Source organism: Streptomyces sp. NPDC093591 (genome assembly GCF_044764885.1).
In the GTDB taxonomy this organism is placed as follows: domain Bacteria; phylum Actinomycetota; class Actinomycetes; order Streptomycetales; family Streptomycetaceae; genus Streptomyces.
Genome location: NZ_JBIWIY010000019.1, coordinates 118,709 through 134,188, shown reverse-complemented (window position 1 = coordinate 134,188; position 15,480 = coordinate 118,709). Strand labels below are relative to the sequence as shown.

General features: G+C 71.0%; 14 protein-coding genes. 10 read left to right on the top strand and 4 right to left on the bottom strand.

What is annotated here, in order from left to right:
* Nucleotides 1-9: 9 nt before the first annotated feature.
* Nucleotides 10-1,701, bottom strand: coding sequence for an RNA polymerase sigma factor (locus ACIREI_RS35180; protein ID WP_403341755.1), 1,692 nt, complete (start codon nucleotides 1,699-1,701; stop codon nucleotides 10-12).
* A gap of 325 nt (nucleotides 1,702-2,026) precedes the next feature.
* Between ACIREI_RS35180 and ACIREI_RS35175 the strand changes: the two genes are divergently transcribed.
* Nucleotides 2,027-3,190, top strand: coding sequence for a serine hydrolase domain-containing protein (locus tag ACIREI_RS35175; protein ID WP_403341752.1), 1,164 nt, complete (start codon nucleotides 2,027-2,029; stop codon nucleotides 3,188-3,190).
* Here ACIREI_RS35175 and ACIREI_RS35170 read toward each other — a convergent pair.
* Entirely contained in the window at nucleotides 3,180-3,716 is a 537-nt protein-coding gene (locus tag ACIREI_RS35170) for a hypothetical protein (RefSeq protein ID WP_403341749.1), read from the bottom strand. The genes ACIREI_RS35175 and ACIREI_RS35170 overlap by 11 nt on opposite strands.
* Nucleotides 3,717-3,835: 119 nt before the next feature.
* On the opposite strand from ACIREI_RS35170, the gene ACIREI_RS35165 reads away from it, so the two are divergent.
* Nucleotides 3,836-5,185 (top strand): diacylglycerol/lipid kinase family protein, encoded by a 1,350-nt coding sequence (locus ACIREI_RS35165; RefSeq protein WP_403341747.1) that lies wholly within the window; start codon nucleotides 3,836-3,838, stop codon nucleotides 5,183-5,185.
* A gap of 22 nt (nucleotides 5,186-5,207) precedes the next feature.
* Nucleotides 5,208-5,570 (top strand): peptidase inhibitor family I36 protein, encoded by a 363-nt coding sequence (locus ACIREI_RS35160; protein WP_403341744.1) that lies wholly within the window; start codon nucleotides 5,208-5,210, stop codon nucleotides 5,568-5,570.
* A gap of 89 nt (nucleotides 5,571-5,659) precedes the next feature.
* Here the strand turns inward: ACIREI_RS35160 and ACIREI_RS35155 are convergent, their stop codons facing one another.
* Nucleotides 5,660-6,850, bottom strand: coding sequence for a PotD/PotF family extracellular solute-binding protein (locus ACIREI_RS35155; RefSeq protein WP_403341742.1), 1,191 nt, complete (start codon nucleotides 6,848-6,850; stop codon nucleotides 5,660-5,662).
* A 113-nt stretch (nucleotides 6,851-6,963) separates the two neighbouring features.
* Nucleotides 6,964-8,403 carry a gamma-aminobutyraldehyde dehydrogenase gene (locus tag ACIREI_RS35150; RefSeq protein ID WP_403341739.1) on the bottom strand — a complete coding sequence of 480 codons (1,440 nt, stop codon included), beginning with the start codon at nucleotides 8,401-8,403 and terminating at the stop codon, nucleotides 6,964-6,966.
* A gap of 192 nt (nucleotides 8,404-8,595) precedes the next feature.
* Between ACIREI_RS35150 and ACIREI_RS35145 the strand changes: the two genes are divergently transcribed.
* From ACIREI_RS35145 to ACIREI_RS35115, 7 genes are all read left to right on the top strand, one after another.
* Entirely contained in the window at nucleotides 8,596-9,111 is a 516-nt protein-coding gene (locus ACIREI_RS35145) for an Lrp/AsnC family transcriptional regulator (RefSeq protein WP_301996579.1), read from the top strand.
* Between the two features lie 19 nt (nucleotides 9,112-9,130).
* Complete coding sequence (locus tag ACIREI_RS35140; protein ID WP_403341736.1) at nucleotides 9,131-10,504, top strand: aspartate aminotransferase family protein; 1,374 nt, start codon at nucleotides 9,131-9,133, stop codon at nucleotides 10,502-10,504.
* 206 nt (nucleotides 10,505-10,710) lie between these two features.
* On the top strand, nucleotides 10,711-11,451 hold the full coding sequence (locus tag ACIREI_RS35135) for an ABC transporter ATP-binding protein (RefSeq protein ID WP_403341733.1): 741 nt from the start codon (nucleotides 10,711-10,713) through the stop codon (nucleotides 11,449-11,451).
* Nucleotides 11,433-12,851, top strand: a complete 1,419-nt coding sequence (locus ACIREI_RS35130; protein WP_403341731.1) for a hypothetical protein — start codon at nucleotides 11,433-11,435, stop codon at nucleotides 12,849-12,851. The genes ACIREI_RS35135 and ACIREI_RS35130 overlap by 19 nt, the downstream gene beginning before the upstream one ends.
* 128 nt (nucleotides 12,852-12,979) lie before the next feature.
* Nucleotides 12,980-13,399 carry a VOC family protein gene (locus tag ACIREI_RS35125; protein WP_403341728.1) on the top strand — a complete coding sequence of 140 codons (420 nt, stop codon included), beginning with the start codon at nucleotides 12,980-12,982 and terminating at the stop codon, nucleotides 13,397-13,399.
* A 37-nt stretch (nucleotides 13,400-13,436) separates the two neighbouring features.
* Nucleotides 13,437-14,558: an LOG family protein gene (locus ACIREI_RS35120; protein WP_403341726.1), complete on the top strand. Its 1,122-nt coding sequence runs from the start codon at nucleotides 13,437-13,439 to the stop codon at nucleotides 14,556-14,558.
* A 171-nt stretch (nucleotides 14,559-14,729) separates the two neighbouring features.
* Nucleotides 14,730-15,398, top strand: a complete 669-nt coding sequence (locus ACIREI_RS35115; RefSeq protein ID WP_403341724.1) for an LAETG motif-containing sortase-dependent surface protein — start codon at nucleotides 14,730-14,732, stop codon at nucleotides 15,396-15,398.
* Nucleotides 15,399-15,480 lie beyond the last annotated feature (82 nt).

The following is a 15,480-nucleotide window of genomic DNA, read 5'->3' as shown; positions in this document are numbered from 1 at the left end:
GCAGGAGCTCTACACGCGGGAGCGCTGAGCCACCGTCGCCGGATCGCCCGGCGTCCCGCGGGTGACGTACTGGGGCACCGGTGCGGTGTCCTTGCCGTTGTCGCGGACCAGGCCGTAGCGGATGGCGCCCTGCGGGGGGCCGTACCGCACATCCTCGTTCACCTTCTCCCAGCTCGACGGCATGACGGTCAGGCCGTAGGAGGCGCCGCGCTCGTTCAGGTTCAGGGTGACGGTGCCGTCGATGTAGAAGTACTCGTTCTGCCACATCTGCTGGGCGCCCTCGGGCAGGACGGTGTAGCCGGTGTCCGGGCCGCCCATGCCGGTGACGTCGCCGCCGTCGGACGCCTTCCCGGTGACGTCGTCCATACGGCGGCCGCCGCCGGAGGCGACGTGGAAGATCTCGCCCTTCAGACCGGTCCAGGTCGGCATGGTCAGCCCGCCGGCCCGGTCGTGCGGCGCGATCTGCCAGCGCACCAGGACATAGCCCCGCCCGCTGAGCGTGACGCTCTCGCCGCGATGCTGCATGACCGCCTTCGCTCCCCAGGTGCTGGTGACGCCGGACTCGGGGCGGCGGGGCAGGGCGGCGGGCTCGGCGTTCGGGTCCGGGGCCCGGTCGACGGCGTCGACGACCGTGCCGTACAGGTCGACCTTCGTCGTCGACGGCGACGGTGACGGCGTGGCTGTGGGTGTCACCGACGGCGTGGGCGACGGCGGGCGGGCGGTGCTCGCCGCCGTGGGGACGGCCGCGCGCGGCGGCGCGTCCGGGGGCTGGGTGACGACATACGCGCCGCCCGCGACGATCGTCGCGCCGGCCGTCACCGCCACGGCGGGCTGGGTGAGCGCGGCCATCACCTTCGCGGACCAGCCCGCGGAGGCCGCCGTGGCCGTCGCCGCGGCCGCCGTCTTGCCGCCGAGGGCGAGGGAGAGGGTGAAGCCGACCGGGATCGGGACGAGTGCGATGCCGACGAGGAGGCGTTCCGCCGGTACGACGGCCTCGCGGGTGTCGCCGCAGTAGCCGCAGCCCCTGATGTGCCGGGCCAGCCGCTTGCGCCAGACGGAGTCGGGGCGGCCGTTCCAGCGGGCCGTCAGCTCGCGCAGGTCGGGGCAGGCGCCGTCCAGCGCACGGACGATGCCGCGCGCGGTCTCCAGCCGTTCCTTGACCCGCTGGACGCGCACCGCGGCGTGCTGTCGGCTGATCCCGGCCGCGGCGGCCAGTTCGCGCCGGGTGAGCTCGCCCGCGACCTCCAGCCACCACAGCGACAGAAGCTGCCGGTCCTCGTCGTCGAGCCAGCGCACGGCCTCCGCGACCTCGCGCCGCTGCCCCTCCAACTGCAGCCGCAGCACGGTGAGTTCGGCGAAGTCGGTGGCCTCGTGCGCGGCCGACTCGTCCAGCTGGGCGGTCTGCCTGCGGCGCGCCCGGTCCCGGATCTGCCGCATGGCGATGGCGACGAGCCAGGAGCGGAAGCTGTCCGGGTCGCGCAGCGAGCCGAGGTTGTCGACGGCCCGCAGCATGGTCTCCTGGACGACGTCGTCGACGTCGGCGTGACCGTTCAGGGCTCGTCCGACCACGTTGTAGACCAGCGGCAGCCAGCCCTCGACCAGCTCGTCCAGCGCATGCCGGTCACCGGCCTGCGCCGCCGCGATGGTGGCGCGCCACTGCCGGCCGGCTCCCTCGTCCACGTACGTCCTCTCCCGGGTCACTTGCTGCCCGTACGCACCTTCTCAGCCTGACCAGCGCTGTTGGCTATGCCGGAGATCACATTCCGCTTGCGGTGCGGGCGAGCCATGGGGAGGTCTCCCGGGTGTGGGGGCGGGGGGACGCGAGTGGAGACGCGGTGAAGGGGGCGGCGATAACACTTTTTCGACGACCCGGGGCCCGTAGGGGCGGTCCCTTACAACACCCTTGTTCCATACGGCACTTGGTCCGGGCTCCCCCAGGGTCCGAGCCCTCCTCGCCGACGATTCGGCCGGGGGTGCCTCGCCCCGACGATGATCACGGACACCCCGTCGACATCAGGAGCAGCAGATGCCCGTACGCCCGCTTCCCGCCCTCCTCACCTCCGCGCTCGCCCTGACCCTGACCGTGCTGCCGCTGGCCGGGACGGCGTCCGCGCGGCCCGCGTCGTCGTCGTGCAGCGCGCAGGCGATCGAGGCCGCCGATGCGGCCGGCCCCGACGTCAAGGCCCTGTGTGCCGCACTTAAGGGGCTGCCCGACAAGGACGCGACGGCCGCGCTGATCCGTGTGGGCGGCAAGGGGAGCTGGCACGGGGTGGCCGGCGTGCGTGACGTGAGAACCGGTGCGCCGGCGCTGGAGAACGCCCGCTTCCGGGCCGGTTCGACGACGAAGATCGTGACCGCGGCGATCGTGCTGCAACTCGCCGCCGAGAAGCGGATCTCCCTCGACGGCACGGTGCAGGAGTATCTGCCGGGTCTGCTTTCCGAGAAGTTCCAGCAGCCCATCACCGTACGGCAGTTGCTGAACTACACCAGCGGCCTCCAGCCGGGCGCGTCCCTCGGCGAGGACGTCGACGACGGCTACGAGCACCGCTTCGAGACGCTGACCCCCGAGGAGGTCGTGGCCGCGTCGGTCGCCAAGGGCCCCGACCCCGACCACGCGCCCGGCGAGCACCAGCGGTACGGCAACATCCACTACACCGTGCTGGGCATGCTGATCGAGAAGGTCACCGGCGACTCGTACGCCCACCAGGCGGCCGTACGGATCTTCCGCCCGCTCGGCATGCGGCACACGTCCTTCCCCGATGGCCCGGACCCCCGTGTCCACGGCCCGCACAACCGCGGGTACGACTGGATCGACGGCAAGCTGGTCGACGTGACCGAGTGGAACATGTCCGACCGGTTCGCGGCCGGCGACATGATCTCGACGACGGCGGACCTGGAGCGGCTGCTGTTCGCCCTGTTCCGCGGCCAGGTCGTGCCCGAGCCGCAGCTGAAGGAGATGTTCACCGTCCCGAAGATCAAGGGGGCCACCATGGCCGCCGCGCTGGAGCGGTACGAGCTGAACGGCAAGGAGATCTGGGGCAAGACGGGCGCCCGCCCCGGCTACCACGCCGTCGTCGCGGCCACCCGCAACCTGTCCCGGACGGTGGTCTACTCCGTCAACTCGACCGACGCGAAGGGCGACGGCCTGTCCATCGTCCAGCGCTTCGCGTTCCCGGCGTTCAACCGCTGACGGCGACGGCGGCGGCCGGCGGCGCCGACGCTTCGGTCAGCGCCTCCAGCCGCTTGATCTTCTTCCGCACGACGTACAGCGGGATCACCCCGAAGACGCCGAACGACATGTCGATCACCGACCACCAGAAAGGAATGCCGCGGATCGGCCCGCAGATGAGGGCGAGCGGGATGATCCCGGCGCAGGCGATCATCCCGAACTCGACGACCCAGATGTTGCGGACCGGGTCGCGGTAGGGGCCGTAGAAGGCGACCGCGATGACGAGGTGGGCGAAGGCGAGCCAGTCCGTGCCGTAGAGCAGGAACGGGTAGTCGGCGTCGGCGGCGTCGAGCCCCCGCCGGACGCGCTCGATCCAGTCCATGAGGCCGGGCAGGTGCTCCGGCACGGACAGGGCGCGCAACAGGTCCTCGGTCCAGCGCAGTTCGTGGACGAGGGGGAAGGCCGTGGCGCCGCTGAGCACCAGGCAGACGATAAAGACGACCAACCAGACGCGGATGCCCTTGAGCAGGGCGGCTCTGTCGCTCATGGGGGTAGCGTACGACTGGAGTTGAACACGTTCGAAAGCGGGGTCTCGTGGGGCCCTCACCACTGCCGTCCGGTCCGCGGCCGACCGGTCCTACGATGTCCGCGGCGAACGGAGAAGTCATGGGCTTGGACTTGAGCGCGCGGGCGTACCGCGAGCAGCGGTGGGCGGCGCGGACGGCGTTGGCCGCGGCGGGGCTCGCGGTGCTCGTGCCGCTCGCCTACGGCGGCGTCGGCGGCCTGCTGCTGCTGGTGGCCGGGGCCGCGGGGCTGGGCCTCAGCGCGGTCGCCGTGTGGTGGACGCTGACGCTGCGCGGACCGGTGCGCTGGGCCGCGGCCGCCCTGGCCCTGGCGGTGCCGGCCGCTGTCGTGGCCCTGTTCGCGGCCACCCTCTTCTGGGCGCTGCTGGCGTCCGTGGCGCTGTGGTCGGTGGCCGTCTGGAGTGGCCGGTACGCGCTGCGGGGGACGGGCAGTCCCCGGGTGCGGGTGATGCGGGAACGGAAGGCGCCGCCGCCGCAGCGGCCGTATCTGATCATGAACCCGCGCTCGGGCGGCGGGAAGGTGGTCCGCCACGCCCTCCAGGAGAAGGCCGAGCGTCTCGGTGCCCGCGTCATCCTGCTCGACCCGGACCAGCACCAGGACGTCACCGCCCTGGCCCGCGAGGCCGTGGCGGACGGCGCCGACCTGCTGGGCGTCGCGGGCGGTGACGGCACCCAGGCGCTGGTCGCGGCGGTCGCCGCCGCGTACGACATCCCGTTCCTGGTGATCAGCGCCGGCACCCGCAACCACTTCGCCATGGACCTCGGCCTGGACCGCGACGACCCCGCCACCTGCCTCGACGCGCTCACCGACGGCGTGGAACTCCGCGTCGACCTCGGCTTCGCGAACGGCCGGCCCTTCGTCAACAACGCCTCCTTCGGGGCGTACGCGGCCATCGTGCAGAGCCCCGGCTACCGGGACGACAAGATCGGCACCAGCCTGGAGCTGCTGCCCGACCTGCTCACCCGTCAGCAGGGTCCGCGGCTGACGGCCCGCGCGGGCGGCACCACGCTCGACGCTCCGCATGCCCTGCTGGTCAGCAACAACCCCTACCGCACGGACGATCCCTTCGGACTCGGCCGTCGCGACCGTCTCGACGCGGCCGTCCTCGGCGTCCTCGGCATAAGGGTGGACAGCGCGGCAGAGGCCGCCGGACTGCTCCTCGACCCCGCGCCGGGCGGCCTCACCATCCTCACCGCGCCCGACGTGGTCATCGAGGCCGACCGGGCGGAGATCGAGGCCGGCATCGACGGCGAGGCCCTGGTCCTGCCCGCCCCGGTCCACTGCCGCATCACCCCCGGCGCCCTGCGCGTCCGCGTCCCCCGCAAACGCCCCGGCGTCCCACAGCACGGGCCCCGCCTGGACTGGCGCCGGCTGCGCAAACTGGCGGCGACGGTGGGGCGGACGGCGGTGCACCACCGGAGCCGGGTGTGACCCCTGGGCCGGGGTTCTTCGCATGCGAGGAATCGGCCTGGCAGTGGCCACAGCGGCGCTGGTCGGAGGAGGGGTCGCGCTGGCTCCGGCGGCCAGTGCGGCGGAGGAGAACGGCGCGTGCGAGAGCGGGGAGATCTGCCTGTACAGCGGCGCCCTCTTCACCGGCAACATGCTGGATCTCGGCAAGTGCCAGTACGTCGATCTGGCGGACAAGGGCTGGGCGGGCGCGATGCGCTCGTACGACAACAAGCAGACCGTCGGCACGATCGCCACGTTCTACACGACGACCCCGCTCGGGCGGCAGGTCGTGGCCACCTCCACGGCGCCCGACAAGCTCCCCGCCTTCACACAGGGCGTTCTCGTCGACGGCATCCAGGTCTGCTGACCGGCTCCCCGCACCGGGGCCCCCGACCCACTCGAGCACCTTGGGCGGGGGCCTTCGACGTGGCTGTCCCCTCCCAGCGGTAGTAGTCCCTACAGTCCCGCGATCGCGTTCCACCGCTTCCCGAACTCCACCCGCTCCTCGGACGTGATGTCCCGCGCGACGGCGAGGTGTTCGCGCATCGCCCGGTCCGGGAAGATCAGCGGGTCCTCGGCCAGGGCGGCCGTCTCCTCGTCCTTGGCGGCGGCGAGCACGTCCTGGGCGGCCGGGACGGGGCAGACGTAGTTGACCCAGGCGGCCAGCTCGGCGGCGACCTCGGGCTCGTAGTAGTAGTCGATGAGCCGCTCGGCGTTGGCCTTGTGGCGGGCCAGGTTGGGGATCATCAGGGACTCCGACCACAGCTCGGCGCCCTCCTCGGGGACGACGAAGCGGATGTCGGGGTCGTCGGCCCGGAGCTGGATGACGTCGCCCGAGTAGGCCTGGCAGGCCAGGACGTCTCCGCTGGAGAGGTCCTTGATGTAGTCGTTGCCGGTGAAGCGGCGGATCTGGCCCTTGCGCACCTGCTCCTCCACCTGGTCGCAGACGGTGTGGAAGTCGTCCGCCGTCCAGCGCGTGATGTCGACGCCGTTGCCCTGCATGAGCAGGGCGAATGCCTCGTCCAGGCCGGAGAGCAGGGTCACCCGGCCCCTGAGGTCACTCGCCCACAGCTCGGACACGCCGCGTATCTCGCGGCCCAGCCTGCGGCGGTTGTACGCGATACCGGTGATGCCGGACTGCCACGGCACGGTGAACTTCCGTCCGGGGTCGAAGGCCGGTGAACGCAGCAGCGGGTCCAGGTACTTGGTCACGTGGGGCTGGCGCGCCCGGTCCAACTCCTGCACCCAGCCCAGCCGTACGAACCGGGCGCACATCCAGTCGCTGATGACGACGAGGTCGCGGCCGGTGCGCCGGTGGTTCATCAGGGCGGGGCTGATCTTGCCGAAGAACTCGTCGTTGTCGTTGATCTCCTCGACGTAGTCGACCGAGATGCCGGTGCGCTGCTGGAAGGCTTCCAGCGTCGGCCGCCGGGTCTCGTCCGCGTCGTCGGTGTCGATGTACAGCGGCCAGTTCGCCCAGGTGAGCCGCTTGTCGGTAGCGGAGAGATCAGTAGCGGCTCGCTCGTTGGGCGGCACGTAAGCGGCCGGCACTCCACAACTGGCGACCCCGCCCAGCAGCGCACCCGTACCGAGGGCGCGCAGCAGGGACCGGCGTGACAGTGCGGAGTTCTCCGTTCGAAGGGCCATGTCCGCAGCATGCCAGGGCTGCAACGCCCTGAAGGGGCGCGGGGCTGTGCCCGATATGCGGCTCCGCCGCGGGTGCGCGACCAGCCCCCACGCACCCGCGGCCGAAACACGACCTACGCGTCCAGGGACGTCATCACGTGCTTGATCCGCGTGTAGTCATCGAACCCGTACGCCGAAAGGTCCTTGCCGTAGCCGGACTTCTTGAACCCACCGTGCGGCATCTCCGCGACCAACGGAATGTGCGTGTTGATCCACACGCACCCGAAGTCCAGCGCCTTGGACATCCGCATCGCCCGCCCGTGGTCCTTCGTCCACACCGACGACGCGAGCGCGTACTCGACACCGTTGGCCCACTCGACGGCCTGCGCCTCGTCGGAGAAGGACTGCACGGTGATGACCGGCCCGAAGACCTCCTTCTGGATGATCTCGTCGTCCTGCTTCAGCCCGGACACGACGGTCGGCGCGTAGAAGTACCCCTTCTCACCGACCTGGTGGCCACCGGCCTCGACCTTGGCGTGGGCGGGCAGCCGCTCGATGAACCCGGAGACCTGCTTGAGCTGGTTGGGGTTGTTGAGCGGGCCGAACAGCACGTCCTCGTCGTCCGGCTGGCCCGTCTTGGTGTCGGCGGCGGCCTTCGCGAGCGCCTGCACGAACTCGTCGTGGATGGCCTCGTGGACGAGCACGCGGGTGGCGGCCGTACAGTCCTGCCCGGCGTTGAAGAACCCCGCGACGGAGATGTCCTCGACGGCCTTGGCGATGTCGGTGTCCTCGAAGACGACGACCGGCGCCTTGCCGCCCAGCTCCAGGTGGACCCGCTTGAGGTCCTTCGACGCGGACTCGGCGACCTGCATACCGGCCCGCACCGAGCCGGTGATGGACGCCATGGCCGGGATGGGGTGCTCGACCATCATGCGGCCGGTCTCGCGGTCACCGGTGATGACGTTGAAGACGCCCTTGGGCAGGATCGAGCCGATGATGTCGGCCATCAGGACGGTGGACGCCGGAGTCGTGTCCGACGGCTTCAGCACCACCGTGTTGCCCGCGGCGATGGCCGGCGCGAACTTCCATACGGCCATCATCATCGGGTAGTTCCAGGGCGCGACCTGCGCGCAGACGCCGACCGGCTCACGGCGGACGATCGAGGTCAGGCCCTCCATGTACTCACCGGCCGAGCGGCCCTCGAGCATCCGCGCCGCACCCGCGAAGAAGCGGATCTGGTCCACCATCGGCGGGATCTCCTCGGACCGCGTGAGCCCGATCGGCTTGCCGGTGTTCTCCACCTCGGCCGCGATGAGCTCCTCGGCCCGCTCCTCGAACGCGTCCGCGATCTTCAGCAGGGCCTTCTGCCGCTCGGCGGGGGTCGTGTCACGCCAGCCCGGGAAGGCCCTGGCGGCGGCCTCCATCGCGGCGTCGACGTCCGCCTGCCCGGACAGCGGCGCGGTCGCGTACGCCTCGCCCGTCGCGGGGTTGACCACCTCGGTGGTCCGTCCGTCGGCGGCGTCCCGGAACTCACCGTCGATGTAATTGCGCAGACGACGCAGCTCGGTGCTCACTGCCGGCCTCCTGTCAGGTCTTCACTGCTTGCGGCTGTCAGTCCTGGTTGTCCAGTTACTGAGACACCCACCCTAGTCGGCAGACCCACGTTTTCAACACCCCCGATCGCGCCAAGGCTGCGAAATCCGCAAGTCTCAGTCGCGTAAACAACGAATTTCATCGCCACGGCCTTGCGGAACTGTCGAGACGTCGTGCACAGTGACGTCGTGGCCAGTCGAAGCGCAGAGCACAGGGACTCCCGCGAGTCCAGGACGGGCGGTCCCCAGCTGGACGCCGTCTCCCTCGCCATCATCGAACAACTCCAAGAGGACGGCCGCCGGCCGTACGCCGCCATCGGCAAGGCAGTGGGCCTGTCCGAGGCGGCCGTGCGCCAGCGCGTCCAGAAGCTGCTCGACCAAGGCGTGATGCAGATCGTCGCCGTCACGGACCCGCTCACCGTGGGCTTCCGCCGCCAGGCGATGGTCGGCGTGAACGTCGAGGGCGACGTGGAGTCGGTCGCCGACGCGCTGACCGCCATGTCCGAATGCGAGTACGTGGTGATGACAGCCGGGTCCTTCGACCTGATGGTGGAAATCGTCTGCGAGGACGACGACCACCTCCTGGACGTCATCAACCGACGCATCCGGGCCGTCCCCGGAGTGCGCTCGACCGAGAGCTTCGTCTATCTCAAGCTCAAGAAGCAGACCTACATGTGGGGAACCCGATAACCGTGAGGACCCGATAACCGTGAGCACCGACACCCCTCAGGACCTCAGCAGGACCGCGTACGACCACTTGTGGATGCACTTCACGCGTATGTCCTCGTACGAGAAGGCCCCCGTCCCCACCATCGTCCGGGGCGAGGGCACCTACATCTACGACGACAAGGGCAAGCGCTACCTCGACGGTCTCGCCGGCCTGTTCGTGGTCCAGGCGGGTCACGGCCGCGTCGAGCTGGCCGAGACCGCCTTCAAGCAGGCGCAGGAGCTGGCGTTCTTCCCGGTGTGGTCCTACGCCCACCCGAAGGCGATCGAGCTCGCCGAGCGCCTCGCGGACCACGCGCCGGGCGACCTCAACAAGGTCTTCTTCACCACCGGCGGCGGTGAGGCGGTGGAGACCGCCTGGAAGCTCGCCAAGCAGTACTTCAAGCTGGTCGGCAAGCCCACCAAGCACAAGGTCATCTCACGTGCGGTCGCCTACCACGGCACCCCGCAGGGCGCCCTGTCCATCACGGGTCTGCCGGCTCTGAAGGCGCCGTTCGAGCCGCTGGTCCCCGGCGCGCACAAGGTCCCGAACACCAACATCTACCGCGCCCCGATCCACGGCGACGACCCGGAGGCCTTCGGCCGCTGGGCCGCCGACCAGATCGAGCAGCAGATCCTCTTCGAGGGCCCGGACACGGTCGCCGCGGTCTTCCTTGAGCCGGTGCAGAACGCGGGCGGCTGCTTCCCGCCCCCGCCCGGCTACTTCCAGCGGGTCCGCGAGATCTGCGACCAGTACGACGTGCTGCTCGTCTCGGACGAGGTCATCTGCGCCTTCGGCCGCCTGGGCACGATGTTCGCCTGCGACAAGTTCGGCTACGTCCCGGACATGATCACCTGCGCCAAGGGCATGACCTCGGGCTACTCCCCGATCGGCGCCTGCATCATCTCGGACCGGCTGGCCGAGCCCTTCTACAAGGGCGACAACACCTTCCTGCACGGCTACACCTTCGGCGGCCACCCGGTCTCCGCGGCGGTGGGCCTGGCCAACCTCGACCTGTTCGAGCGCGAGGGTCTGAACCAGCACGTGCTGGACAACGAGGGCGCGTTCCGCGCGACCCTGGAGAAGCTGCACGACCTGCCGATCGTCGGCGACGTCCGCGGCAACGGCTTCTTCTACGGCATCGAGCTGGTGAAGGACAAGGCCACCAAGGAGTCCTTCAACGAGGAGGAGACCGAGCGAGTCCTCTACGGCTTCCTCTCCAAGGCCCTGTACGACAACGGCCTGTACTGCCGCGCCGACGACCGTGGCGACCCGGTCGTCCAGCTCGCCCCGCCGCTGATCTCCAACCAGGAGACGTTCGACGAGATCGAGCAGATCCTGCGGGCGACGCTGTCGGAGGCGTGGACCAAGCTGTGACGCCCGGAAGACCATCTCCCGCCTGAATGATCAACACACCGGCCCCGGTGCCGCCCGTTCGAGTGAGACACGGCGGCCCGGGGCCGTGTGCTGTCCGGGCTCCGGGCGGCGGCTGCCTAGCGTGCCAGTGACCGATCAGCCCAGCCTTCGTTCCCCCGCACGAGGGATCAGGCCTGGGAAAACGGATCAGAACCGAGGTGTACGCGATGGTGGCCCCGCCGGACAACGACGTGCTCTGGGCACGCGCCCTGCACTTCACGCACAACGACGGTTCGCCCGCGCTCAGCGGCGTCTCGCTCGGTGTCCAGGAGGGCGAGGTCCTAGCCGTCATCGGCCCGCGCGGCAGCGGCAAGACGACTCTGCTGCGGTGTCTGTCCGGCCTGTCCGCGGTCCGGCGGGGCGAGGTCTGGTTCAACAGCGTGCCGGTGCACAAGATGGGCCCGGCGGACCGCGAACGGCTCCGGCGCGACCGCTTCAGCTGGATCGACCCGGCACCGTCACTCGTCCCCGAGCTGAACGTCTGGGAGAACACCGCCCTCCCCCTGATGCTGCGCGGCACCAGCCGCCGCCGCGCCAAGGCGGCCGCGCTGGAGTGGCTGAACCGCCTGGACGTCGCCGAGTCGGCCCGCAAGCGCCCGCACCAGTTGGTGCACGCCGAACGCCAGCGCGTCTGCATCGCCCGCGCGCTCGCCCCCTCCCCCACGGTCCTGTTCGCCGACGAGCCGACCGCCCCCCTGCACCGCTCCGACCGCGCGCACATCCTGCGCACCCTGACGACAGCGGCCCGCTCGCACGGCATCACGGTCGTCCTGGCCAGCCCCGACGCGGACCCGGCGACGCTCGCCGACCGCACGGTCACGCTCATGGACGGACGGCGCGTGAACACGGTGCACCTGCCACCGGCCACGGAGACGGAAGGCCGGGCCGCGTGCTCGCTCTCCGCCTGACCCACGGTGCCCGACCGGCCGTACAGCTGCGCCGCCTGCTGGTGGCGGCGGCGTCGGCCGGTACGGGCTTCCTCCTGCTGTGCGCCCTGGGCTACGCGATGTCCCACGACTCCCCCGCCGCGTCGCTCCTGCGTCTTGCCTGGTGCGCACCCCCGCTGGCGGCGACGGTCCACTTCGCCGTGGCCGTGGCCCGGACCGACCCCGGCACCAGACCCCGCCCCGGCCTCGCGGCCATCGGCCTGGGCCCGGCCCGTCTGATGGCCGTATCTGCCACCACCACGGCCCTGTCCTGCACCCTCGGCTCCACGGTGGCCCTGCTGGTCTTCCTCCATCTGAGGGGCGACCTGACGGGCATGCCCTTCGACGGCGCGGCCGCGGAGTTCCTGGCGGCGGGCAGCCCCCTGCCGGTGCCCGCCACGCTGACGCTGCTGACCCTGGTACCGGCGATCGCGTCGCTGATGGTGGCGCTGACCCTGCGCCCGAGGGAACTCGGCCCCACCGCCGCCCAGGGCACGGGAAGGGCGGACGTCCGCTTCGGGGCGTACGGCAGGCCAGGCGCGCGGGAGACGTTCGGGGCGTACGGGCGGTTCGGCGCCCACCTGCGGCGAGGCGAGCGTGGCGACGCCCACACGGACGGGCCCCGTCAGCCCGAGGGCGGCACCCCGCAGACAGCCGACCCGGCCCGGACGCCGACCCCCACCACGGACAACCCACCGGCCGACTGGACCGAAGCGGTGGCCGACCCCGCACCCGCGACCGACTCGGGCCGCGCACGCCCCCTCGCCCCCCGCAAACCCCCCGCCGGCCTCCCCTGGGGCATCGCGGTCCTCGCCGGGGGCCTCGCCGTCGAGGCCTATGCCGGCCGTACGACGACCGGCACCGCCGTCGCCATGGCCGCCGCCCTCCCCACCGGCCCCGCCGGAGTCGTGGTCGGCTGGCTGCTCACCGCCCTCGGGCTCGCCCTGGCCGCCCCCGGCCTCACCCACCTCTGCGGCCGCCTCCTGCAGAGCGCGCGACCGGGCGCCCTGCGCCTCCTGGCCGGCCGTGTCCTGATGGAGGAAGCCGTCCGCATCGGCCGCCCGCTCGGCATCGTCTGCGCCGTCACCTCCGCCGTCTACGCCCTGGCGCCCTTCCCGGGCAACGCGGCCACCCCGCCGTTCGGCGCCCTCACCACCCTCGGCGTCACCCTGGTCACCGGCTGCACGGTGGCCACCCTCCTCACGGCCGCCGTGGAGGCCAAACACGCCCGCGCCGACACCACGGCCGCGCTGCTGCGGCTCGGCGCCCCCACCGCGATGCTCCGCAGCGCCGCCGCGCTGCGCGCCGGCATCCTGCTGGCCTTCTTCGGCCCGCTCACCCTGATCGTGGCCGAGCTGGCCGCGCTGCCCCTGGCACGGTGAAGCCGCCGAGCGGGCCCCGCCGCCCGGCGAAAAACTCGTAGAAAAAAAGTCTCCGCGCGGCGATGAGTTCCGCCCGGCCCCGCGGTCTACCCCATCGAACAGCAGCCACCCCGATGGGAGAGACCACGATGACCGCCCCCGCGTACCAGCAGATGATCTTCCTGAACCTGCCCGTGAACGACCTCGACGCCTCGAAGAAGTTCTTCACGGAGCTCGGTTACTCGATCAACCCGCAGTTCAGCGACGAGAACGCGGCGTCCGTCGTGATCAGCGACACCATCGTCGCGATGCTGCTCACCAAGCCGTTCTACTCGACCTTCACCAAGAAGGAGATCGCGGACGCCACGAGGACCAGCGAGGTGCTGATCTGTCTGAGCGCCGAGAGCCGCGAGAAGGTCGACGAGCTGGTCGAGAAGGCGGTCGCCGCGGGCGGCACGGCCTCGGACCAGGTCCAGGACCCGGGCTTCATGTACGGCCGCTCCTTCGACGACCTCGACGGCCACACCTGGGAGGTCGTGTGGATGGACCCGTCGGCCATCGAGGGCTGAGGCCGGCCGCCCCATCGACGGTGCCTAGCATGGGCGGGTGCAGACGATGCCCGCCCATGCGGCCCACCACAACGACCGTGAGATAGAGACGCTCGAGGAGTTCGACGCCACCGTCGCGGCGCGCGGCACCCTCGCCGGATTCCGTGTCCAAGCCGTCGATCTGACGGACCGTACGCGCGAACTGCTCACCACGGACACGGCCGGCGCCGTCTTCCTCGGCTGCCCGATGCGCGAGGACGCGGCCGCGAAGATCCGCACGGACGGCGCCCTGGTCTTCCCGCCGCTCCCCGGCCTGCCCTTCGACCCGTACCGGGCCCTGGTCTACTCGCCCGACGAACTCTTCGCCTCCCTGGCCGACGGCTACGAGAACACCCCCGACGCCCGCGCGTACGCCTGGTTCCAGCAGACCAAGGCGGACGGCGACATCTACGCCTCCATGCTCCGCGCGGTCCACGACGACTCCGTCTCCGACGCCCTCGACGAACTCCTGTCCGGCACCCGGGTGGTGGGCGTCATGGGCGGCCACGCGATGCGCCGCGGCACGGAGGCCTACGAGGGTGCGGCGCGACTCGGCCGGGAGCTGGCCCGCGCGGGCTTCACCGTGGCCACCGGCGGCGGCCCGGGAGCGATGGAGGCGGCGAACCTCGGCGCGTACGCCGCCCCGTACGGCGACGAGATGCTCGCCGACGCCCTCCAGCTCCTCGCGAAGGCGCCCGGGTTCACCCCCTCCATCACCGAGTGGGCCATGGCGGCCTTCGAGGTGCGCTCCCGTTGGCCGAAGGGTGGCCGTTCCGTCGGCATCCCGACCTGGTTCTACGGCCACGAGCCGCCGAACCCGTTCGCCTCCCACATCGCCAAGTACTTCGCCAACGCCACCCGCGAGGACGGCCTCCTGGCCCGCTCGAACGCGGGTGTCGTCTTCCTGGCGGGCGCCGCCGGCACCGTACAGGAGATCTTCGACAACGCGACGCCGAACTACTACGAGTCGCGCGGTGAGCCGACCCCCATGGTGCTGGTCGACCGCGCCCACTGGACCGAGAAGCTGCCGACGTGGCCGCTGCTGAAGTCCCTGGCACGGGACCGCTCGATGGAGTCCCGTATCGCCCTGGTTGACCGGATCGAGGAGGCTCCGGCGGCGTTGAAACGTCTCAGCGATTAATAAGAGGGCAAAGCCAACGCCCGTGGACTGCATATGCGTTGACACTGCTTATGCCACGCTTATAAACCTGTGAGACTCCTGGGGACGGTGATGACACATCACCGCCTCGTTCAACCCCCCTCAGTTGTGCAACTCGTAAGGACAAAAGTGTCCATAAACCGCCGTACTGTCGTGCGTTCCGCGCGCGCTCTTGGTGTCGCCTCCGCCGCGGCCGCGCTCACGCTCGGCCTCGCGGGCAACGCCCTCGCGTGCGACATCAGTGAATTCTCAGCCGAAGCCAAGTGCGACGGCGACAAGGGTGTCATCACGGTCACCGACGTGGACCCCAGCGGTATCCCGGCGACCGTCAGCGTGTACCTGCAGAACAACGGCGCCGACCTGAAGAAGGTCGGCGAGCAGGAGGTCAAGGGCTCGCGCGAGGGTGTCACCATCACCTTCGCCGAGAACTGGAAGCCGGACGCGGAGTACCGGATCCACGTCAAGGCCGCCGGCTACGTCGACGAGGACATCAAGCCGAACCTGACGACCCCCTCCACGGCCTGCAAGAAGGAGGAGGAGCCGCCGGCTCCGTCCGACACCCCGACCCCGTCGGACTCCGCCTCGACCCCGGCCGAGGAGACCGACACGCCGACCCCGACGCCCTCGGAGAGCGAGAGCACCGCCCCCGCGGACACCGGGAGCAGCGCTCCGTCCCCGGCGGCCGGTGACTCCAACCTCGCCGAGACCGGCGCGAACTCCAACACCGGCCTCATCGCCGGCATCGCGATCGCCCTGGTCGCGGTCGGCGGCGGCGCGGTCTTCCTCGGTCTGCGCCGTCGCGGGGCGAGCAACGACCGCTGACACGCCCGCACGGCAACACCCTTGTGGCCCGTCCCCTTCCCGGGGGCGGGCCATTCGCTGTCGTACGACCCGCGACAACCTG